The sequence below is a fragment of the Streptomyces sp. NPDC091280 genome (genome assembly GCF_044768565.1).
Taxonomy (GTDB): domain Bacteria; phylum Actinomycetota; class Actinomycetes; order Streptomycetales; family Streptomycetaceae; genus Streptomyces.
In genome coordinates this window covers 114856-133303 of the sequence record NZ_JBIVUZ010000007.1, presented here as the reverse complement: position 1 = coordinate 133303, position 18448 = coordinate 114856, and the positions used below count along the sequence as shown (strand labels likewise).

Below are 18448 nucleotides of genomic sequence, written 5' to 3'. Positions count from 1 at the left end.
TGTCGTCAGGGCCTTCCGGTGTCCTCCCGCCCGGCCAGCAGTCCCGTCAGGACGATGTCGAGCGCACCGCGGAGCCGCGCTTGGAGATCGAAGGGGGCCGGTTCCTCGCGTACCCAGCGCAGGACCGTGGAGAAGTAGCACATGGCCAGCAGCTCTCCGGCCTGGCCGCAGTCGACGCCCGCCCTGATCTCCCCCCGGCTCAGGCCCTCCTCGACGATCCGCGCGAGTTCGACCTCCAGTGACGGGTCCTGGAGGAGGCGGCCGTAGCGCGCCGAGGCGTCCATCAGGACCGAAGTCTCCGCGCGGGAGCCGATGTTGAGGTCGGCCATCTCCTCCAGGTAGCGCCGCAGCCGGTCGTCGACCGGAAGATCCTCGGCGTGCTGCGCGCCGAGGATTCCGGCGACGCGGGCCCGGCGCCGGGCCCCCCATTCTTCGAGGAAGCCGATCTTCTGCGCGTAGTGGTTGAAGACGGTGGCGCGGGCCACGTCGGCGGCCTCGGCGATCTGCTCCATCGTGGTCGCCTCGAACCCGTGGGCGACGAAGAGGCCGACGGCCGTGTCGTACAGGTGGTCGTGCAGTTTGCGGCGCCTGCGTTCCTGGCGTCCGACCGTCGCGCCGCCCTCGGTCGCGGTTGTCGTGTCAGGGATCTTCATGGCGCCCAGTACAGCACAACGCCTCCCGCCTCTTGACCTCTCCCCGGCCTGTCTCTAGATTCCTCGCCATTGATGGACTCCAGTCCACCAATGGATTCAAGTCTCACCATGATGACCGTGAGACGCGACAAGGAGGCACGATGGCTTCCGCCACCTCTCTCACCGGCTGGACCCGGCTGCGCGACGGCTGCCACGCCTGGATCGCGGGCGGCGACGGCTGGGGCATGAGCAACGCCGGACTGATCACCGGCCGGGGCGCAGCACTGCTCGTCGACACCCTCTACGACCTGCGGCTGACCAAGGCCATGCTGGACGCGCTGACACCGCTGACCGCGACCGCGCCGATCACGACCGTGGTCAACACCCACGGCAACGGCGACCACTGGTTCGGCAACCAGCTCGTGACCCACGCCGAGATCATCGCGGCCCGCGGATCGCTCGCGGACATGCGGCAGGTGGGCCCGGCCGAGATGCGCGCGCTCACCGCCATGGACAACCCCGCCGGCCGCTTCGCCCGCCGGATCTTCGGCCGCTTCGACTTCACCGGCGTCGAACCGGCCCTGCCCACCCGGACCTTCGACGACGAGACGGTCCTCGACATCGGCGGCACGGAGGTCCATCTCATCGACGTGGGTCCCGCGCACAGCGCCGGGGACACGATCGTGCACGTCCCGCGAGCAGGCGTCGTCTACACCGGCGACATCGTCTTCGCCCGCGCCACCCCGGTCGTCTGGCACGGCCCCTTCGCCCGCTGGCTCGCCGCCTGCGACCTGCTGCTCGACCTCGACGCCCACACCATCGTGCCCGGCCACGGACCGGTCACCACCAGCGAGACCGTCCGCGAGATCCGCGACTACCTCACCTACGTCCATGAACAGGCCGCCCGCCGGTTCACGGCCGGCATGCCGGTCATGGACGCGGCGCACGACATCCGCCTCGGCCGCTTCGCCGACCTGGGCGAGAGCGAGCGCCTCGCCGTCAACGTCCACACCGTCTACCGGGAGCTCGACCCTTCACTGCCCCCGCTCGACGGCCCCGCCCTGTTCGCCTGCATGGCCGAGCTGTCCGCCGACGCCTGACGGTCCCGAGCCCCCCTCAACTCCCCAGTCCCCAGCCCCCGGTATGTGCTCGCGCCGGCCTTCGAAGGAGAAGCCATGGTCGCCACCCCTGCCTACGACCCACCCACCGCACCGTCCCTCCCCGCATCCGAGACCGGCCCCCGGCACACCGGCACGATCGTCGCCGGCTGTCTGGCCGTCTGCCTGGCCCAGATCGGGCTGGTGCTGCCCGCCGCGATCAACGGCGTCATGCAGCGCGGCCTCCAGGCGTCCGGCTCCGAACTGACCTGGATCAGCGACGCGTTCCTGGTGCCCGCCGCCGTCCTCGCCCTGACCTTCGGAGTCCTGGGCGACCTGTACGGCCGTAAGAAACTGCTGGTGGGCGCCGCACTGCTGGCCGCCGTCGGATACCTGGTCTCCGCCACCTCCGGTTCCCCCGCGCAACTGATCACCGGTCAGGCCATCTCGGGCATCGGAGCCGCCGCGCTCTTCCCGGCCTCGCTCACGATGATCACCGCTGTCACTACGACACCGGCCGCCCGCGCCAGGGGACTGGCCTCCTGGACCACGGCCCTGTCCCTGGGCGCCCTCATCGCCCCGCTCCTGTCCGGCGGAATCGTCGAACACGCCTCCTTCCAGTGGGCGTTCGGCGTGACCGGCATGATCGCCGTGATCACCGCCGTGGCGGCCTGGCTGCTCGCGGCCGAGTCCAGCGCGCCCGAGGGACGCTCGCTGGACTGGCCCGGTCAGATCTGCATCGCCGTGGCCATGCTCGCTCTGCTCTACGGCATCATCCAGGGCCCCTCGGACGGCTGGGGCTCGGCGCCGGTGGTGCTCTCCTTCGTCGCCTTCGTGGTGTTCATCGCCGCGTTCGTGGCGGTGGAGAACCGCAGCGCCGCCCCGATGCTGCGCCTTGAACTCTTCCGCATCCGGGCCTTCGCGGCGTCCGCGGCGATGGCGGTCATCGGCATGTTCGGTTTCCTCGGCGGCGCCTACGACCTGAGCATCCGGCTCGGGGTCATCCAGCACCAGAGCCCGCTGCGCGCGGCGATACCCTTCGTGATCATCCAGGGCATCACGCCGTTCATCTGGCCCCTGCTGGCCCGGCTGCTGCACCGCGTCGGCCCCGGACCCATGCTCGTCACCGGCTTCGTCTCCCTGGCCGCCGCCCAGCTGTGGCTGCGCGCGGTGCCGGTCCAGGAGACCGGACTGCTGCCCCTGCTCGGACCGCTGGTCCTCAACGGAGTCGGCTTCGGCCTGGTCGTCGCGGCGCTCACGGCCGCCGCCGTCAACGTCGTACCGCCGAGCCTGACCGGCATGGCGGGCGCCACCACCAGTCTGGTCCGCGACCTCGGCCAGACCCTCGGCCCGGCCATTGTCGGCGCCGTCGCCCTCGGCATGGCCGCCGACCGACTCACCGGCGACCTCGCCGGCGCCGCCCTCACCCCCCAGGAACACGGCATCGTCGGCGCGGTCCTGCACGCGGGCGGACCGCTGGCCCTGCACACCGCCGAGCTGGGCCCGCTCAGCGCCAAACTCGCCCCCTACACCTCGGACGCGCTGGCCCACGGCTACAACAACGCCCTCCTGCTCACCGCCGCGGCCTGCGGGGTCGCCGCCGTGATCGCGGCCGTCTTCGTCGGACTCCGCCCCGGAGCCACCCACCTGGTCCGGTCACAGGAGAGCGCGGAATGAAGTTCGCCACCTATGTCCACGGCGGCAAGCGACGGTCCGGAGTCGTCGTCGGCGACCGGATCCACCCCTTCCCGCACCCGGTGGAACTGCGCGACCTCATCGCGGCGGGAGAGCAGCCGCTGCGCGAGGCGGGGGAGCGAGCCCGCACCGACGCCCTGCCCGTGGCGGTGACCGAGGTCCGGCTGCTGCCACCTCTCCAGCCGCCGACAGTCCGCGACTTCATGACGTTCGAGAGCCATGTCGCGGGCGTGGCACGGGGATACGGCGACACGGTCCCCGACGAGTGGTACGCCGCGCCCGCGTTCTACTTCACCAACCCGTACGCGATGATCGGCGCGCACGACGACGTGCCCGTTCCGCCCGGCTGCGGTCGCTTCGACTTCGAACTCGAAGTGGCCGCCGTGATCGGCAAGGAGGGCCGGGACCTCACTCCCGAGCAGGCGCGCGAGCACATCGTCGGCTACACGATCCTCAACGACTGGTCCGCGCGCGACCTCCAGGGCCGCGAGATGAGGGTCAAGCTCGGCCCGGCCAAGGCCAAGGACACCGCCACCACCCTCGGCCCCTGGCTGGTCACCGCCGACGAACTCGAACCCCACCGTGACGCCGAAGGCTTCCTCGACCTCGCTCTGACCGTCCACGTCAACGGCGAGCCGATCGGACAGGACCAACTGGCCAACATGGCATGGACGTTCGAGGAGATGGTGGCCTACGCCTCCCGAGGCACGTGGGTCCGTCCCGGTGACGTCCTGGGCTCGGGAACCTGCGGCAACGGCGGCTGCCTGGCCGAACTCTGGGGCCGCGCGGGCACATTGGAGCCCCAGCCCCTCGTTCCCGGTGACACCGTCACCATGAGCGTCGAGGGGATCGGCACCATCAGCAACACCGTCGTCGAGGGCGTCGCACCGACACCTGTGCCGAAGGCCCGCCGCAGGGAGTGAAGCCCGGGCCTCGGCAGGGTCGTTGCGGTGCTGTCAGCCCTCCTGGGCGGGGAACACCTCGTCGACCGCGCGGCGCAGGGTTTCGCGGACGGCCTGCGCGTTGTCGAGTTCGGCGGCCTGGAAGGCGCCGTCGTGCAGCAGGACCAGGACACGTGCGGCGTGGTCGGGGTCGGGGTGGCCCATGTCGGCCGAGAGGTCACGGAGCACACCGAACAGCCAGGCGCGCTGGTCGTCGATGACCGCACGGACCCGGTGGGTGCGGTCGGGGTACTCGGCGGCGGCGTTGAGGAACTGGCAGCCCCGGAAGCCGTCTTCGAGAGTCGCGTCGCCGAGTACGGCCATGACGGCACGCAGGGCCTCGCGCGGTGTCTTGCCCTGCCGTGCCCGGCCGACCGCGTCCCTGATGTCTTCGGCAGTGGCGGTGAGGTAGGCGGAGACGAGGTCGTCCTTGCTGGGGTAGTGCCGGTAGAACGTGGCGCGGGTGACCTTGGCCTCGGTGACCAGGCGGTCGATGCCCACGGCCTGGATGCCCTCGGCGTAGAAGAGGCGGGACGCGGTGCGCAGCAGTCGGTCCTTGGGGTGCGGCTCCGAGACGGTCGTCATGCACCCATCTTAAAGAAAGACCAGTCGTTCTTGCCTGCCGCCCCCTCCGAGGCCCTCGTGTTGCGGCCCCCGCGCCCTCGTGTTGCGACCCCCAGGGAGAACGACTAGTCTCTCTCCAAGAAAGACCGATCGTTCTCCCTGAGAGGCTTGGAACTCATGAGCACCACCCCCACCACTCCCACCATCGTTCTCGTCCACGGCGCCTTCGGCGACTCCGGCATGTGGAAGGGGGTCGTCTCCAAGCTCCAGGCGCAGGGCTACACCACCCTCGCCGTGGCCAACCCGCTGCGCGGCCTGGAGTCGGACGCCCAGTACGCCGCCGCTGTCACCCGGTCCGTGGACGGTCCCGTCGTCCTGGTCGGCCACTCCTATGCCGGCGCGATCATCAGCCGCGCGGCCCGCGACGCCTCCAATGTCGAGGCCCTGGTCTACGTCGCCGCCTTCCAGCCCGACGAGGGCGAGAGCGCCCTGGAGAACGCCTCCCGCTTCCCCGGCGCCAAGATGGGCCCGGACACCACCGTCGCGACCGAGTATGAGGGCGAACCGGAGCTGCGCATCCTGCCCGAGCACTACCAGGACGTCATCGCCGGTGACCTGCCCGCGGAGACGACCGATGTCCTGGCGGTCACCCAGCGACCGGTGCGCGTGCAGGCGCTGACGGCCGAGCTGTCCGGTCGGCCGGCCTGGCGCGGCCTGCCGTCCTGGGCCGTGGTCGCGACCCAGGACCATGCCATCCCGGCCCAGGCGCAGGAGTTCATGGCCGAGCGCGCCGGGTCGACCGTCGTGCGCGTCGAGGCGTCCCACGCGGTCTCCATCTCGCAGCCCGACGCCGTGGCAGAGGTGATCATCGAGGCCGCCAAGGCGACTCGCTGACTCCTGCCCTCCGATGGATGCCTGAAGTGCCTTGACGCGTCTGCCCGTTGTCGGATTACACAACGCGTGTGTAAGGTCGAGGTGTTGGCTTTGGGTGACGCCGAAGGGGTGCAGTGTGCGTATGAACATCTCAGTCCCCGACAGTCTGGCGGAGCAGGTCCGGGCTCGTGACCTGCCCATCTCGGCAATCTGCCAGGAGGCCCTGCTGCACGCGGTGGAGCGGGAGCGGGCGAAGGAAGGCATCACGGGCAACCTCGCCGCCGTCGTCGAGCGCTTGCGCGGCACGGTCGACGACAAAGACCGCGAGAGGCGCAAGAGCGATCGTGAGATGCGCGAGGAAGGGCACGCCGACGGCATCACCTGGGCCAAGGACTACGCCACAGCGGCCGAACTGCGACACATGGCCGCCTACGACTCCGGAAGAAGGGACGGTCCTCCGTTCCGGAGCCTGTTCCCGTTCATGTCGGACAAGAGGAACGAGAAGGTCACCCACATTCCGCCCATCAGGGTGAAGGAGCCTTACTGGGCGGGCTTCATCGCCGGGGCCGGGGAGGTCTGGGCCGTGGTGGCGGACCAACTGCGCTGAAAGGCCCGGCGATCGGGTACGGCACCTGGCCGCCGGGACACTTCCGGGTCAGGCCGGCTGCCAGGAAAGGATCCCCTGGTACTGCGTTTCGATGCCGGCGGCCGCGATGACGCTCGATGGAATCTGATCCGCCGCGGTGATGTCGTGGTTGCCCTGGATCAGGACGCCCTTGTTGTCGTAGTCGGCGGGACCGTTAGGCCAGTAGTTGCCTTCGATGTCCGTCGGGTCGTAAGTCCCGTCCCCCGCGGTGAAGTTGCCGTGTTTGCTGCCCCAGGGGGAGACGTTGATGTTCCAGACGGCGTTGCCGAGGATGGACACGTAGGTGGCGCCGTTGTCGGTGTACAGGACGTGGCCGCCCGAGGTGTTGAGCTGGTCGTGGACCACGTTGCCGCTGACGTGTTCGCCGGTGGCCATCGAGGTGCCGGTGATCCCGTTCGTGTAGACGGCTCCGCCGTCGCCGAGCAGGGACATGTGGTCGTGGATCAGGTTGTTCGAGATGGTGTTGTGGTTCGAGTAGTTGGGCTGCGCAGGCAGGCTCACCTTGTCGGGCCAGCCGCCCCAGCCGATGGAGATGGCCGTGTACGGGACGTGGTCGATCTGGTTGTGGGTGACGGTCGAGGTCTCGATGTAGCCGGCGTCGACGGCGACTCCGCCGTGGTACTCGGCGGCGATGTCGTAGAAGTGACTGTCCTTCACGGTGATTCCGCTGGTGTGCTGGGCGGAACTGCTGGGCTGGGGGATGTCCACTCCGCCCAGGTCGAGGCCGTTGCCGGAGATGTCGGTGAACGCGCAGGCGGTGACGGTGGCGTTCTGCGAGCCGTCGCCGAGATCCAGTCCGGCCGCGCCGAGGTGGACGAAGTAGTCGTGGTCGAAGTGGATGCTCTTGTCGTAGGTGAAGTGCACAGCGCCGGGCATCTTCGTCCAGTTGCCGTAGGGGCAGGTGCCGCCGGAGACGAAGTCGCACAGGCCCTGGGTGGCGTAGCCCTTGGTGCCGGTGACCTGGTAGGTGGCCTGGATCTCGGAGAAGCCGGTGCCGGTGTTGGACGTGGTGTAGTTCGCGTAGCTGAACTGGATGCCCTGGAAGCCGACATGGCTCGGCTCGTCGGAGGACTTGCCGGAGGACGCCACCAGCGCGTCGAGTGACGGCGCCTCGACGTCCGCGGTGGCCAGGTTCTCCCCGGAACGCGGGATGTAGTAGAAGCGGTGCTCGCTCTTGTCCAGGTAGAACTCGCCCGCCTTGTCGAGGAGTTCGTAGGCGTTCTCCACCGCGGTCGGCTTCTCGGTGATGGACTTGCGGCCGACCAGGTTGTAGGTGCGGCCGGAGTCGTCGGTGCGCATGACGCGCTGCGTGGAGTTGTTCCAGCAGGGCTGGGCCATGGTGATGGCCGTGCTCGTCACCGAGGCGACCGGGCAGCGCGGCTCGGTCCACAGTCCCAGGCCGCCCCGGTAGACGAACTCGATCGCGGACGGGTTGCGCCAGCCGGCCATCGGGTCGCCGGACGCCGTCGTGTACCCGGTCGCGGTCTGGGTCACCGACACCGGAAGGGAGCCCGTCGCGCGCTGGGCGCGCACACCGTTGACGTAGAGCTGCCGGGTGTCCAGTCCGGTGGGGGCCGGGGCGGACCAGATGGCGCTGCCGGTACTGGTTCTGGCCCAGCCGGTGATCTGGGTGCCGCCGCTGATGACCGGGGTCTGTCCGGCCGCCGCCTTCCACCACACCGTGCCCGCCGTACCGCCGCCTGAGTCCGCGGCGGTGAAGGTCAGTGTCTTGGTCAGCCGGTAGACGCCTCCGGCCAGGGTCACGGTGATCGGGCCGGACGTCGATGTGTCGACCGCCCGGACCGAGGTCTGTGCCTTGGTGAGGGTGCGGAAGGGGGCGGCGGCGCTGGTCCCCGCGTTGTCGTCGCTGCCGCTCGGCGAGACGAAGTAGGTGACCGCGGTCGCCGCGTGCGCGGGCAGGGTGAGTGCCGCGAGGGGCAGGAGGGCGCAGACGAAGGCCGCGACCACACGGTAAGACCCGATGAATAAGAGCAGTCGCTTCATGGGTCTAGGGGCGCGCGTGTGCTCGATTGTGTGAAACATGCTGGCAAGGTAGAGGTGCCGAGATGAGACGTCAACGACTGCGGTGCTGATACATCGGATCAATGTCCGGTGTCGAACGAATGCGGGTGACCCCTGGTCGCCTCGGCTTTCGGCTGTCGGCTGCCGACACCTCACCGAGGGGTGCGCCGCCCGACCGGAGGTCTCAACCCGGCCGGTATACAGGTCACTTGGGCGGCGCGCCCCTCGCGGAAGCCGGTCAGTTCTCCCCGGCGCAGATCGTCCCCAGCCCGTTGGTGAGGCGGGCGAAGGGGTTGTGGCCGGTGAGTTCCGCCGCGCCGCTGGCCACACCGAAGAAGGCCCGGCGCAACCGCAGTCCGTCGGAGGCGGGGAGCCGGAAGGTGGCCCGGACCGCTTCGTCGACGTCCATGAGCAGCCGCGCGTCCACGCCGGGCGCGCTGCCGTGGCCCAGCACCGCCTGCCGCCAGAAGCGGCCGACCAGGTCGCCCAGGGCGGTGGCGTACGCGGTGCGACCGGCGGCCGTACCCTCCAATGCCGCCTCGAACACCCGCCGCCAGTCGTCGTCCAGGCCCAGGAGCGCATCGTCGTCGGCGGCTTGGTCGTAGCGGGCGAACGCCCTTGCCGCCGCCGACTCGCAGGGGCCCGGGTCGGTGTCGTAGGCCAGGCTTCTGCGGGCGATCCGGCGGGGCCTGTGCTCGGGCGGCAGCGCGGGCCCCCAGAGGGGGTCCCAGTTGGGGCCGTACAGGTCGTGGCCGGGCCGCAGGGTGCGCGCGGCGGCGGGGGCCGGGGCGTACGCGACCGCCATGTCACCGCCCGCGCCCGAGAACGCGGCGAGTTGGCGCCGGACCTGGTAGCGGGGGGTGAGGAGGTACCAGAGGCAGGCGCCCATGGAGAGTTCGGCGGCCTCGTCGTGGCCGGGCCGGTCGCAGGGGCAGTCCAGGACGGCGTCGGTGACCTCGGCGAGGGCCTGGCCGTAGCCGGTGACGGCGGAGGCGCCCCGGACGGCGAGGGCGAGCAGGAGCTGGTTGAAGCTCTCGTGGTGGGTGTGGTCGGCGATGGCGTCGGTGACGTCGTTGTACCGCATGATGTTGTCGATGGCGCGCTGGATGTGGTCGCAGGTCGCCGCCGAGGTGAACTCGCCGCGTGCGTCGGCGACTTGGCGATAGTGGGTGGTGCTGAGCATGAGTCGGTAGTACGGGGCGATCGCACCGTCCCAGGAGCGCGCGCCCATGTATTCGTCGGGGGTCACGGGGGCCGGAGCGTCGGTGTGGGGCTCGGTCGCCATCGCGTCCTTCACCACCATGAGCGCGCCGACCGCGACCGTCTCGCGGGCCGCGAGGGTCGCGGCGGGGCCGGAGAGGTGGGCGAGGCCCTCGGCGGCAGCGGCCATGTAGCGGTCGTGGCCGCCGGCGCCGGAGTCGTCGAACGCGTCGCAGAAGTCCACGGCGGAGGTCAGCGACATCATCGACGCGCACAGGTCGTGCAGCCGGGCGTCGTCGCCGCGCATGAACTGCCAGGCGTAGACGCTGCCCCACAGGTCGCGCATCCCCATGATGGGATCCGTGGCGGCGGGGACGCGACGCAGGTACTCCGCCCACAACTCCCTTGTCTCACCGCCTTTGTCGGGCGCGACCCGGCCGAGGCGGGCCAGGCCGCGTGCGGCGGGAGTGGCGTCCACGCGCCAGAGGGCGGTGGCCTGGGCGGCGGTGGTGCGCCGCGCGATGTCCGCGAGCGGGCCTCTCTCCACGGCGTGGAGGAGTTCGGGTTCGTAGACGGCCCGCATGATGCGGCGGGCCATGCTCAGACCGCTGTCGGGGCAGGGCATGGTCGCGGTGGAGTAGGGGACGTAGGCGGGTTCGCCGGTGAGGTAGGTGGTCGCGCCGTCGGGGGCCGCGGGGCCGTCGTCGACGGTGTGGATCGGGTCGAGGAGAGCGAGGGCGGCGGGGTCGGTGATCAGCCCGCCGCGCTCGATGTCCCAGGCGTCGGGGCGGGCACGGGCGGGGGACGCGTCCGCGTGGGGGTGTCGGTGGGTGGTGGGTCTGTCGGTGCCGGGATGATCCTGGCTGGTTGGTCGGTCGGCGCCGGGCCGTCTCTGGCCGGTCGGTTCTGCGGAGTTGGGCCGTCCCGGTTCGTCGACGACCCCGTCCCCGGCGGTCGCTCCCCGGTCGGCGAGGTGCGGGTTCGCCGTCATCAGCGGTTCCTCTCGACCCGCACGAGCGTACGCGGCGGGAGGAGGAGGGCGGTGACAGTCGGCTTGGCGTCGGCGGAGCTCGCGGGGTGGAGCAGGCGCCAGCGGGTGAGGATGGTGGCGAGGGCGATGGTGGCCTCGACGGTGCCGAAGACGTCGCCGATGCACTTGCGGCGGCCCGCGCCGAGCGCGAAGTAGCCCTGGCGCTGGACGTTGGTGACACGCTCGGTGCTCCAGCGGTCGGGGTCGAAGGCGTCGGGGGCGGCGAAGACCGAGGGGTCGCGGTGCAGGGCGTACGGGCTGAAGAAGACGCCCGCGCCGGCGGGGATACCGCCCTGCTCCCAGGGGATGTCCTCGGTGGCGACCCGGCTGCTGATCCAGGCCGGCGGGTACAGGCGCAGGCCTTCGGTGATGACGTTCTGGGTGTAGCGCAGCCTGGGCATGTCGTCGTACCCGGGCAGCCTCGGCTCCTCGCCCGCTCCGCCGCCGAGCACCTCTTGGAGTTCCGCGCGCAGTCGGCCGAGGACCTCGGGGTTGCGGTAGAGCAGGCGGAGGGTGTGTGTCAGTGAGGAGGCCACCGACTCCAGGCCCGCCGTCAGGAACGTGACGACCTGGTCGTAGACGGCACTGTGCGGGTCGGGCTCGTCCTTGCAGGCCGCGACGACCATCGACAGCAGGTCGCCGTAGTCGCTCCCGTCGGCGAGGTAGTGGTCGACGACCTTGTCGACCACCTTGCGGGTGTGCGCGGTGACTTCCTCGTAGCGGCGGTTCACCGGGATCGGCAGCGAGGCGAAGACGCGGCTGGGGATGATCATCCGCCAGTAGACACCGCGCATGATGTCGGGGACGGCCTGCGCGATGTGCCGGGCGGCGGGGTCGGCCTGGTCGGCGGAGATCAGGGTGCGGCCGATGACCAGGGTGGTCAGGCGGTGCATCTCCTTGTAGAGGTCAAGGGTCTGTCCCGGGCGCCAGGAGGAGGTGACTTCGTCGGCGGTGGCCGTCATGACCTCGGCGTAGCGCTCGATGCGGCCGCGCTGGAACGCCGGCTGCATCGCGGGGCGCTGGCGGGCGTGGTCGTGGGCGGGGCAGCTGGCGAGCCCGTTGCCGACGTAGGGCCGCACGCGGTCGAAGACCGGTCCGCCCTTGTCGAAGAGGTCCTGGTCCGTGGTGTGCAGTCGGCGCGCCAGCTCCGGGCTGTTGACCACGTACGACGTGTGGGTCGCGATCCGGACGCGGACCACCGGGCCGACCTTCTGGAGCCCCATGAAGAAGGCCAGCGGGTTCTGCGCGATGTGGGGGATGTGCCCGAGGAGGGGGAGTCCGCCGGGGGCGTCGGGAACGGTGGCCGGGGGGACGGTGTTCGGGGGAGCGGCGAACGTGGTCATGAGGTCCTCACAGTGCTGGTGATGGCTATCTCCCGCAGGGCGGCGTCGGCGGCGGGCGGCAGTGCGGCCCGGGTGAGCGCGTGACAGGCCTCTTCCTGCCGGGTGCGGATGAGTCGTTCGACGGCGGCCCGCGCGCCGGTGGCGTCGAAGACCTGGCGTACGCGCGCGGCATCCTCCTCGCCGAGCGCGGGGGAGCCGATCGCGGTACGGAGCAGTCGGCGCTGCTCCTCGTCGGCGTCCCGCATGGCGAAGGCGACGAGCAGCGTGCACTTGCCGTCCCTCAGGTCGTCCAGGCACGGTTTGCCCGTCGTGCGGGGGTCGCCGTAGGTGCCCAGGATGTCGTCGCGCAGTTGGAACGCCTCGCCGATGGGCAGCGCGTACTCCGACAGCGATGTCATCAGTTCCTGGCTCGCGCCGCCCAGGGCCGCGCCGAGGTGCAGCGGGCGTTCGACGGTGTAGCGGGCGGTCTTGTAGCGGGCGATCCGCAGGGGCGCGTCGGCGTCGGCCCCGGGCGGGCCGCTGGCCACCAGGTCGAGGTACTGACCGAACATCACCTCCCAGCGCATGGCGTCCGCGACCGCTCGTACGGCGTCCGCGCGGGCGGGCGGTACGTCGGCGCCGTAGAGGAGTTCGTCGGACCACGCGTGGGCGAGGTCGCCGAGCAGGATCGCGCCGTGCTCGCCGAACCGGTGGGCGTCATGGCGATGCGCGTACCGTTCGGACAGCGCGCGGTGCACGGTGGGGGCGCCCCGGCGGGAATGGGCGGCGTCCATGACGTCGTCGTGGATCAGCGCGAACGAGTGGAACATCTCCAGCGACGCGGCGGCCTGGATGACGTACGGCGGCGGTTCGTTTCGGCCGCCGGCCGCGTACCAGCCCACCGCGCACAGCATCGGGCGTATCCGTTTGCCGCCGTTGAGGACGAAGTTCCGTAGCAGGGAGGTGACTTCAGGAGGCAGCTCCCGGGTCGCCGCCGCGCGGGCCTTGGCGTCCAGGAAGTCCTTCAGTACCTGGTCGACCCGGTGCAGGACGGCGGGTAGGGAGATCGGCTCGGCTACGGCACGGGACATGGGTGGGGCGGAGCGGGGACGGTGGGTTTGCATCGGTTTCTCCAGGGATGGTGGCATTCATGGCAGGGGAGACCGAAGGAGGAAAGGGCAGCGGGGCGGTGCCGTGCCTGATGGGGGTGTGCGCGAGAGGGTTGGAGGGCGGGTCTACTCAGCTGTGAGGTAAGGACGCGCGAATGTCGATGCTTACGAAATTCATTTCTCCGCCTTACCCGCCTCGCGAGATGTCGAAGTTACAGGGCCGGTGCGTAAAGGTTCAAGGACTTCCGTATTCGGCGAATTGATTGACCGAAACTCGCCTTCCCGATCGGGGTCGACGTGTTGTTCGGTATTTCGGTACGGCATCTGGGCTGGTGAATGCTGGTGTGCGGGGCGGGGATGCCGGTGGGTGATGGCCGTCGCCATCTCGTACGTGGCTGGAAATGGCGGCAGTTCAGGTCGCTTGAATTCAGCGCTTTCACAATTCCTGCCGAATTTCGACAGGTGATCGACAGCAGGAAAACAGGCGAGCGCGACGGTGAACGGCGGTCGGACGCGTCGACGGTGAGGGGGGGCGGAGGTCGACATCCGGGTCGGGTCTGTCGACCGCGATCGGCGTGGTGGGTCTGGAGGCCGTCCCCGTTCAGGCCTCCGACCCGGCCGCCTCACGCAGAGTCGACCGCAGGGCGCGGACGAAGCGGGGGACCGTGGAGCGCGCGGTCGGGGTGCCCGGGTAATCGACCCTCAGGTATGTGCCCTCCCATGTGCGGTTCAGCCAGAGGTTCAGGCCCTGCGCGCGGCCCTCTCCGGTGAGGTATCCGACGTTCGACGAAGCGAACTCCCGTGCGGCGGGGGCATGTCGGAGGTCCAGGTAGGAGACCAGGGGAGGGGTCTGGGTGGTGCCGAGGTGGGAGATCTCGTGGTCCGGAAGCACCTCCATCAGACGCATCGGGCTGAGCGTCCGAACCTCGGACGCCCGGGACATCGCCTGTCCTGCCGCCACCAGTACCTGCCCGAACTCGCGCTCCGTCGCCGGGAATTCGACCGGCACCGTGTTGACGAACCAACCGTGCGCGCGTTCCCAGCGCGGCTCGTCCCTGGTGTGGACCGTGACGAGTGCCCGATAGGCCTCCTGGCCGCTCAACCGGTGTCCGGTCACCGCGAGCGCGGCGAGCAGACCGGCCGTGAAGCCCAGGCCCGCGTCCTTGCACACGCGCCCGAACGCGTCGGCCTCGGCGGCCTCGAAGACGTCGAGGCGGATCGCGCCGGTCGGATACATACGGCCGGGTTCGGCGCCGAGATCCACGGGAGCCGCGGGTAGTCCGTCACGGAGAAAGTGCGTCCAGCGTGCCGTCTCGGGCGACCGGGCGGTCAGCCGGGCGCTGCGATCCCGGTCCAGCCGGCAGAAGTCGACGTGTGAGCCGACGTCAGGAAGAAGTGCGCCCTTCCCCTGATAAAAGGCCCTCAGTTCACTGAAGGCGTATTGAAGAGACAGACCGTCGGTGTGCGCGTGGTCGACGGCGAGGACCACTGTGCTGCTCGTGTCGCGCACCACGGCGTGTGCCAGCAGCGGGGGCCAGTGCGTGGGGTCGGTGGCGGGTACGAGGCAGGCCCGGAGGTGGTCACGGACGGCCTGCCCGGACCGATGTCCCTGGTGGACGGGGACGAAGGCGACGGACTCCGGCGCGACCGCGTGACGGCGAAAACCGTCTCCCTGCGGGGCGAACCAGGTCAGCAGGGTGGAATGCCGGCGGACCCATGCGGCCAGGGCCGCCGCCATGACCGGGGCGTCCAGGCGGCCGGGCAGGTCGAAGTGCATCCCCAGCCAGGGGGCTTGCGGATTGCCCGCCCGGTCGTTCGCGAGGCGTCGGCGGACATGGTTCTCCTGGAGATGGCTGAGCGGCGCCAGATGCACGGCTGCCTTCCGCGCGATATCCAAGGTCGCCGCAGGCGCACGGAACTCGACTAATTCACCAGGCTGCGGGTCGTACTCGGCCAGCGAGGTCATTTCCATGGGGCGGCATTATTGCCCGCTCGGTCCAAAGGAAAGTGTGCCGAGGTCGCCGAGGTGACCGATCTAACAGCGGCAAGGAGACCCGGTTAATCTTCCGTGGAGATTGGGAAAAATCGCACACAAATGCCTTGACTTTTGCCGTCCGTCACGATCTGTGGGTAATTTTCGCCAAGATGGAGGCCTGTGAACCGGCACAGGTGACGCACTGTATTCACTCAGCAACCACTCGATCGTGCGGCGTTGACCAGCGTAAACGAGGTGTCGAAATATCGAACCATTTCAGAAGTGACGTTCCTTCAGAGGGGGTGCGACTTTTTTCAAGCCAAAGAGTTCGAAGTGGAAATCGACATGCTTGAAAGTTCTTGTATCCACTCTGTAACTTCGGCGATCGACTCAACGCCCGGACGGCGTCGAACTATTACTGGGCGGGAACATGGAATTCGAAAGTTTCGACGTGTGCGTTGTGGGAAGCGGCGCGAGCGGCTCCGTGGCCGCACAGGAGATCGCCTCCCGAGGGCTTCGCGTTCTCGTCCTGGAGGAGGGGCGGGAGCTGAGCGCCGGGGAGTCGCTGCACGGCTTGGAGAGCGCGTGGGAGAGCGCGCTGATACCGACACCGGGCGGGTTGTTACGTCCCTTCGGCCGTCCCTGGAGCGCCTCGGCCGTCGGCGGCGGCATGGCCCTGTACGCCGGCATCTCCTTCCGCCTGCGCCACGTCGACCTGGACGCGGGCCCCCACGTGGCTCCGGACGCGCTCGATCCCGCGTGGCCGATCGGCTACGAGGATCTGCGCCCGTACTACGACCGCGTCGAGCGATGTATCGGGGTGGCCAGGGAACTCGGCGCGGACCCCCTGGAACCACCCGGCTCACCACCTGTGCTGCCCGCCCATCCGCTCAGCGGCCGGGGGCAGTTGCTCGCCGCCGCCGGCCGCCGGATCGGCCTACGGCCGTTCCCCACCCCGCTGGCGATCAACTCCGTGCCGTACGCGGGCCGGCCGGCGTGCATCCGCTGCGGTCCGTGCAACGAGCACGTCTGTCCCACCGGTGCCCGCGCCACCGCCACCGCCTTGCTGCCCGACGCACCGCTCCCGCCCGGCGCCCTGGCCGTGGCCCATGGCGCCAAGGCGCTCCGCATCGTCCTGCACGACCGCCACCGCCGCCGCGCCGCCGATGTCGACTGGCTCGACCTGCGCACCCGTACCCGCCGTACGGCCCGCGTCAGATGCGTGGTCCTGGCCGCCAACGCCATTCAGTCCGCGGCACTTCTCCTGCGTTCGACCCAGCCCGGCGCACCGCGCGGGCTCGGCAACAGCACCGGCATGGTGGGGCGCGGCCTCTCCTTCAAGATCAGCGGCTACGTCGGCGGGACCGTCCCCACCGACAGCCTCCCGGCGGCCGGCCCCGCCGCGCCGATCGACGACGGCCCCTTCTCCACCGTGGCCTTCAGCGACCACTACCTGGACCCGGACGCCCCGTCCGGCCTCGGCGGTCTCCTCTACGAGGCCAGCGAGGAGGACCGCGCCCCGGTCGACGGCCGCATCCGGCTGCGGGTCCACTTCCTCGCCGCCGACCAGCCCATGCGCTCCAACGCGGTACGTCTGGCCCGCTCCCGTGGTCCGCTGAACCTGCCGCGGATCGTCATCGACTACACCACGCATCCGCTGGACAAGCGCCGCCTGGGGTATCTCGCCCGCCGCGCCTCGGAGTTGCTGGCCAAGGCGGGTGCCGACGACATCCGGTACGAGGACTCCAACTACCAGCTCGGCAGCCGGCATCTGCACGGCGGCTGCCGGGCCGGCACGGATCCCGCCCGATCCGTGGTCGATCCCTCGGGGCGGGTCCACGACCTCGACAACGTGTATGTCGTGGACGGCGGTTACTTCCCCTACGCCGGCGGGGTCAACCCGACCTTCACCATCCAGGCCAACGCCCTGCGCATCGCCGACGGCATCGCCACGAGCCTCGGCGCGCCGCCCCGGCCCGCCAACTGACCTCCGCCACCGCGCACTTGAAGGGAACAGCCATGTCCACCACCACCCCGCCCACACCCGCAACGGAGTCCGGTCACACCGAACTCCTCGACCGGGCGCGGAAGTTCACCGCCTCACAGACCTGGGACCTCGACCACCGTTTCCCGCTGGTGCTCGACCGGGCGTCGGGCGCCGAGGTCTGGGACGCCGCCGGGCGCAGGTACGTGGACTTCACCTCGTGCAGCGGCGCAGCCCCGCTCGGCGCGGGCCACCGGCCCGTGCTGGACCGCATCGGCGCCGAACTCGCCCGCAGCGGCGGCATCCTGCCCGGCCCCCTGTCCACGCTCCGCGTCGAACTCGCCGAACGGCTGGCCGCGCTCTTCCCGCTCGCCGAACGCTCGGTCTTCTTCCGCACGGGTTCCTGCGCGACCACAGCCGCCGTCCGCCTGGCCCGGGTGCACACCGGCGCCTCGACCGTCCTGACCAGTGGTTACCACGGCTGGCACGACTGGCATCTCCAGGACCGCGCGCCCATGGGCCCGCCCGACCGCGATCCGCAGACCCACGACTTCCGCTACGACCTCGACCTGCTGGACGAACTGGCCGCGAAACACGGCCCGTTGGCCGCCGTCATCGTCACGCCGGAGGTCAACTTCTTCCCGCACGCCTACGCCCGCGCACTGGAACAGGCGACCCGGAGGCACGGTGCGCTGCTGATCGTCGACGAGGTCATGACCGGCTTCCGCTACGCCACCGGCGGCTACCACACCGCGGCCGGCCTCTCACCCGACCTCATCACCCTCAGCAAGGGCCTCGCCAACGGCACCGCGCTGTCCGCCGTCTCCGGCCGGGCCGAGGTGATGGCCGCCGTCGAGGACACCTACCTGGGCAACACCTACCAGCGCGAGGTCACGCCCTTCGCCGCCGCCCTCGCCACACTGGACGCACTGTCCGACGGCACCGCCCTCGCCCGCGCCCACACCGTCGGCGCCCGGCTGATCGAAGGCCTCAACGACGTCTTCGCCCGGCACTCCACACCCGCCTGGGCCTTCGCCCACCCCACCATGTTCGACGTCGTCTTCGCCGACCAGGCCCTCGGCCACGCCTTCTTCCAGCAGATGTGGGGCCACGGCTTCCTGATGCAGTACGGCGGCCGGTTCATGCCCTCCGCGGCCACCCGGGACGAGGACGTGGAGGCGGCCGTGGCGACGGCGGACGCGGCACTGACCGCGGCGCGAAAGGAACAGCAGGACACCGGAGCCTCGACGACTGCCGACGGTGACCCGCTCACCGCGGCGATCCGGTTCGCCGAGGAACGGTTCGTGACCACACCGGCCACCGTCCGCCGCTGGTTCACCGACCCCGTGACGAAGTAG

At 70.3% G+C, this 18448-nt stretch carries 14 protein-coding genes; 7 read left to right on the top strand and 7 right to left on the bottom strand.

Translation table 11 applies throughout. From position 1 onward, the window contains the following. Nucleotides 1-5: 5 nt before the first annotated feature. Complete coding sequence (locus ACIQPR_RS21865; RefSeq protein ID WP_403650808.1) at nucleotides 6-653, bottom strand: TetR/AcrR family transcriptional regulator; 648 nt, start codon at nucleotides 651-653, stop codon at nucleotides 6-8. Nucleotides 654-793: 140 nt separating this feature from the next. Between ACIQPR_RS21865 and ACIQPR_RS21860 the strand changes: the two genes are divergently transcribed. The 3 genes from ACIQPR_RS21860 (at nucleotide 794) to ACIQPR_RS21850 (ending at nucleotide 4347) form a co-directional block, all read left to right on the top strand. Next, nucleotides 794-1732, top strand: coding sequence for an MBL fold metallo-hydrolase (locus tag ACIQPR_RS21860; RefSeq protein ID WP_403650806.1), 939 nt, complete (start codon nucleotides 794-796; stop codon nucleotides 1730-1732). 75 nt (nucleotides 1733-1807) lie between these two features. Further along, entirely contained in the window at nucleotides 1808-3406 is a 1599-nt protein-coding gene (locus ACIQPR_RS21855; protein ID WP_403650804.1) for an MFS transporter, read from the top strand. Further along, nucleotides 3403-4347, top strand: a complete 945-nt coding sequence (locus tag ACIQPR_RS21850) for a fumarylacetoacetate hydrolase family protein (protein ID WP_403650803.1) — start codon at nucleotides 3403-3405, stop codon at nucleotides 4345-4347. Before ACIQPR_RS21855 ends, ACIQPR_RS21850 begins: the two co-directional genes overlap by 4 nt. Before the next feature lie 33 nt (nucleotides 4348-4380). Here ACIQPR_RS21850 and ACIQPR_RS21845 read toward each other — a convergent pair whose 3' ends face one another. Further along, entirely contained in the window at nucleotides 4381-4950 is a 570-nt protein-coding gene (locus tag ACIQPR_RS21845; protein WP_403650801.1) for a TetR/AcrR family transcriptional regulator, read from the bottom strand. A gap of 156 nt (nucleotides 4951-5106) precedes the next feature. Here ACIQPR_RS21845 and ACIQPR_RS21840 point away from each other — a divergent pair, with 156 nt between their 5' ends. Then, on the top strand, nucleotides 5107-5823 hold the full coding sequence (locus tag ACIQPR_RS21840; RefSeq protein WP_403650800.1) for an alpha/beta fold hydrolase: 717 nt from the start codon (nucleotides 5107-5109) through the stop codon (nucleotides 5821-5823). 121 nt (nucleotides 5824-5944) lie between these two features. Next, the gene (locus tag ACIQPR_RS21835; protein WP_403650798.1) at nucleotides 5945-6409 is read left to right on the top strand and encodes a hypothetical protein; all 465 of its coding nucleotides are present in this window, start codon (nucleotides 5945-5947) and stop codon (nucleotides 6407-6409) included. A 48-nt stretch (nucleotides 6410-6457) separates the two neighbouring features. On the opposite strand, the gene ACIQPR_RS21830 is transcribed toward ACIQPR_RS21835, so the two are convergent. The 5 genes from ACIQPR_RS21830 to ACIQPR_RS21810 all read right to left on the bottom strand — a co-directional run bounded on the left by ACIQPR_RS21830 (nucleotide 6458) and on the right by ACIQPR_RS21810 (nucleotide 15103). After that, nucleotides 6458-8452: a fibronectin type III domain-containing protein gene (locus ACIQPR_RS21830; RefSeq protein ID WP_403650797.1), complete on the bottom strand. Its 1995-nt coding sequence runs from the start codon at nucleotides 8450-8452 to the stop codon at nucleotides 6458-6460. A gap of 256 nt (nucleotides 8453-8708) precedes the next feature. After that, the gene (locus ACIQPR_RS21825; RefSeq protein WP_403650795.1) at nucleotides 8709-10661 is read right to left on the bottom strand and encodes a hypothetical protein; all 1953 of its coding nucleotides are present in this window, start codon (nucleotides 10659-10661) and stop codon (nucleotides 8709-8711) included. Further along, nucleotides 10661-12043 (bottom strand): cytochrome P450, encoded by a 1383-nt coding sequence (locus ACIQPR_RS21820; protein WP_403650793.1) that lies wholly within the window; start codon nucleotides 12041-12043, stop codon nucleotides 10661-10663. Before ACIQPR_RS21820 ends, ACIQPR_RS21825 begins: the two co-directional genes overlap by 1 nt. Next, nucleotides 12040-13113, bottom strand: coding sequence for a polyprenyl synthetase family protein (locus tag ACIQPR_RS21815; RefSeq protein ID WP_403650791.1), 1074 nt, complete (start codon nucleotides 13111-13113; stop codon nucleotides 12040-12042). The genes ACIQPR_RS21820 and ACIQPR_RS21815 overlap by 4 nt, the downstream gene beginning before the upstream one ends. A 619-nt stretch (nucleotides 13114-13732) precedes the next feature. Next, nucleotides 13733-15103, bottom strand: coding sequence for a condensation domain-containing protein (locus ACIQPR_RS21810; protein ID WP_403650789.1), 1371 nt, complete (start codon nucleotides 15101-15103; stop codon nucleotides 13733-13735). Between the two features lie 454 nt (nucleotides 15104-15557). On the opposite strand from ACIQPR_RS21810, the gene ACIQPR_RS21805 reads away from it, so the two are divergent. Next, nucleotides 15558-17093, top strand: a complete 1536-nt coding sequence (locus ACIQPR_RS21805; RefSeq protein ID WP_403650787.1) for a GMC oxidoreductase — start codon at nucleotides 15558-15560, stop codon at nucleotides 17091-17093. A 32-nt stretch (nucleotides 17094-17125) separates the two neighbouring features. Beyond that, entirely contained in the window at nucleotides 17126-18448 is a 1323-nt protein-coding gene (locus ACIQPR_RS21800) for an aminotransferase class III-fold pyridoxal phosphate-dependent enzyme (protein ID WP_403650786.1), read from the top strand.

Bases quoted from the DNA above. Each gene is read 5' to 3' on its own strand.
- ACIQPR_RS21855 (WP_403650804.1), top strand. From the start codon at position 1,808: ATGGTCGCCACCCCTGCCTACGACCCACCCACCGCACCGTCCCTCCCC.
- ACIQPR_RS21865 (WP_403650808.1), bottom strand. From the start codon at position 653: ATGAAGATCCCTGACACGACAACCGCGACCGAGGGCGGCGCGACGGTC.
- ACIQPR_RS21840 (WP_403650800.1), top strand. From the start codon at position 5,107: ATGAGCACCACCCCCACCACTCCCACCATCGTTCTCGTCCACGGCGCC.
- ACIQPR_RS21810 (WP_403650789.1), bottom strand. From the start codon at position 15,103: ATGGAAATGACCTCGCTGGCCGAGTACGACCCGCAGCCTGGTGAATTA.
- ACIQPR_RS21820 (WP_403650793.1), bottom strand. From the start codon at position 12,043: ATGACCACGTTCGCCGCTCCCCCGAACACCGTCCCCCCGGCCACCGTT.
- ACIQPR_RS21800 (WP_403650786.1), top strand. From the start codon at position 17,126: ATGTCCACCACCACCCCGCCCACACCCGCAACGGAGTCCGGTCACACC.
- ACIQPR_RS21860 (WP_403650806.1), top strand. From the start codon at position 794: ATGGCTTCCGCCACCTCTCTCACCGGCTGGACCCGGCTGCGCGACGGC.
- ACIQPR_RS21835 (WP_403650798.1), top strand. From the start codon at position 5,945: ATGAACATCTCAGTCCCCGACAGTCTGGCGGAGCAGGTCCGGGCTCGT.
- ACIQPR_RS21850 (WP_403650803.1), top strand. From the start codon at position 3,403: ATGAAGTTCGCCACCTATGTCCACGGCGGCAAGCGACGGTCCGGAGTC.
- ACIQPR_RS21825 (WP_403650795.1), bottom strand. From the start codon at position 10,661: ATGACGGCGAACCCGCACCTCGCCGACCGGGGAGCGACCGCCGGGGAC.
- ACIQPR_RS21815 (WP_403650791.1), bottom strand. From the start codon at position 13,113: ATGTCCCGTGCCGTAGCCGAGCCGATCTCCCTACCCGCCGTCCTGCAC.
- ACIQPR_RS21845 (WP_403650801.1), bottom strand. From the start codon at position 4,950: ATGACGACCGTCTCGGAGCCGCACCCCAAGGACCGACTGCTGCGCACC.
- ACIQPR_RS21830 (WP_403650797.1), bottom strand. From the start codon at position 8,452: ATGAAGCGACTGCTCTTATTCATCGGGTCTTACCGTGTGGTCGCGGCC.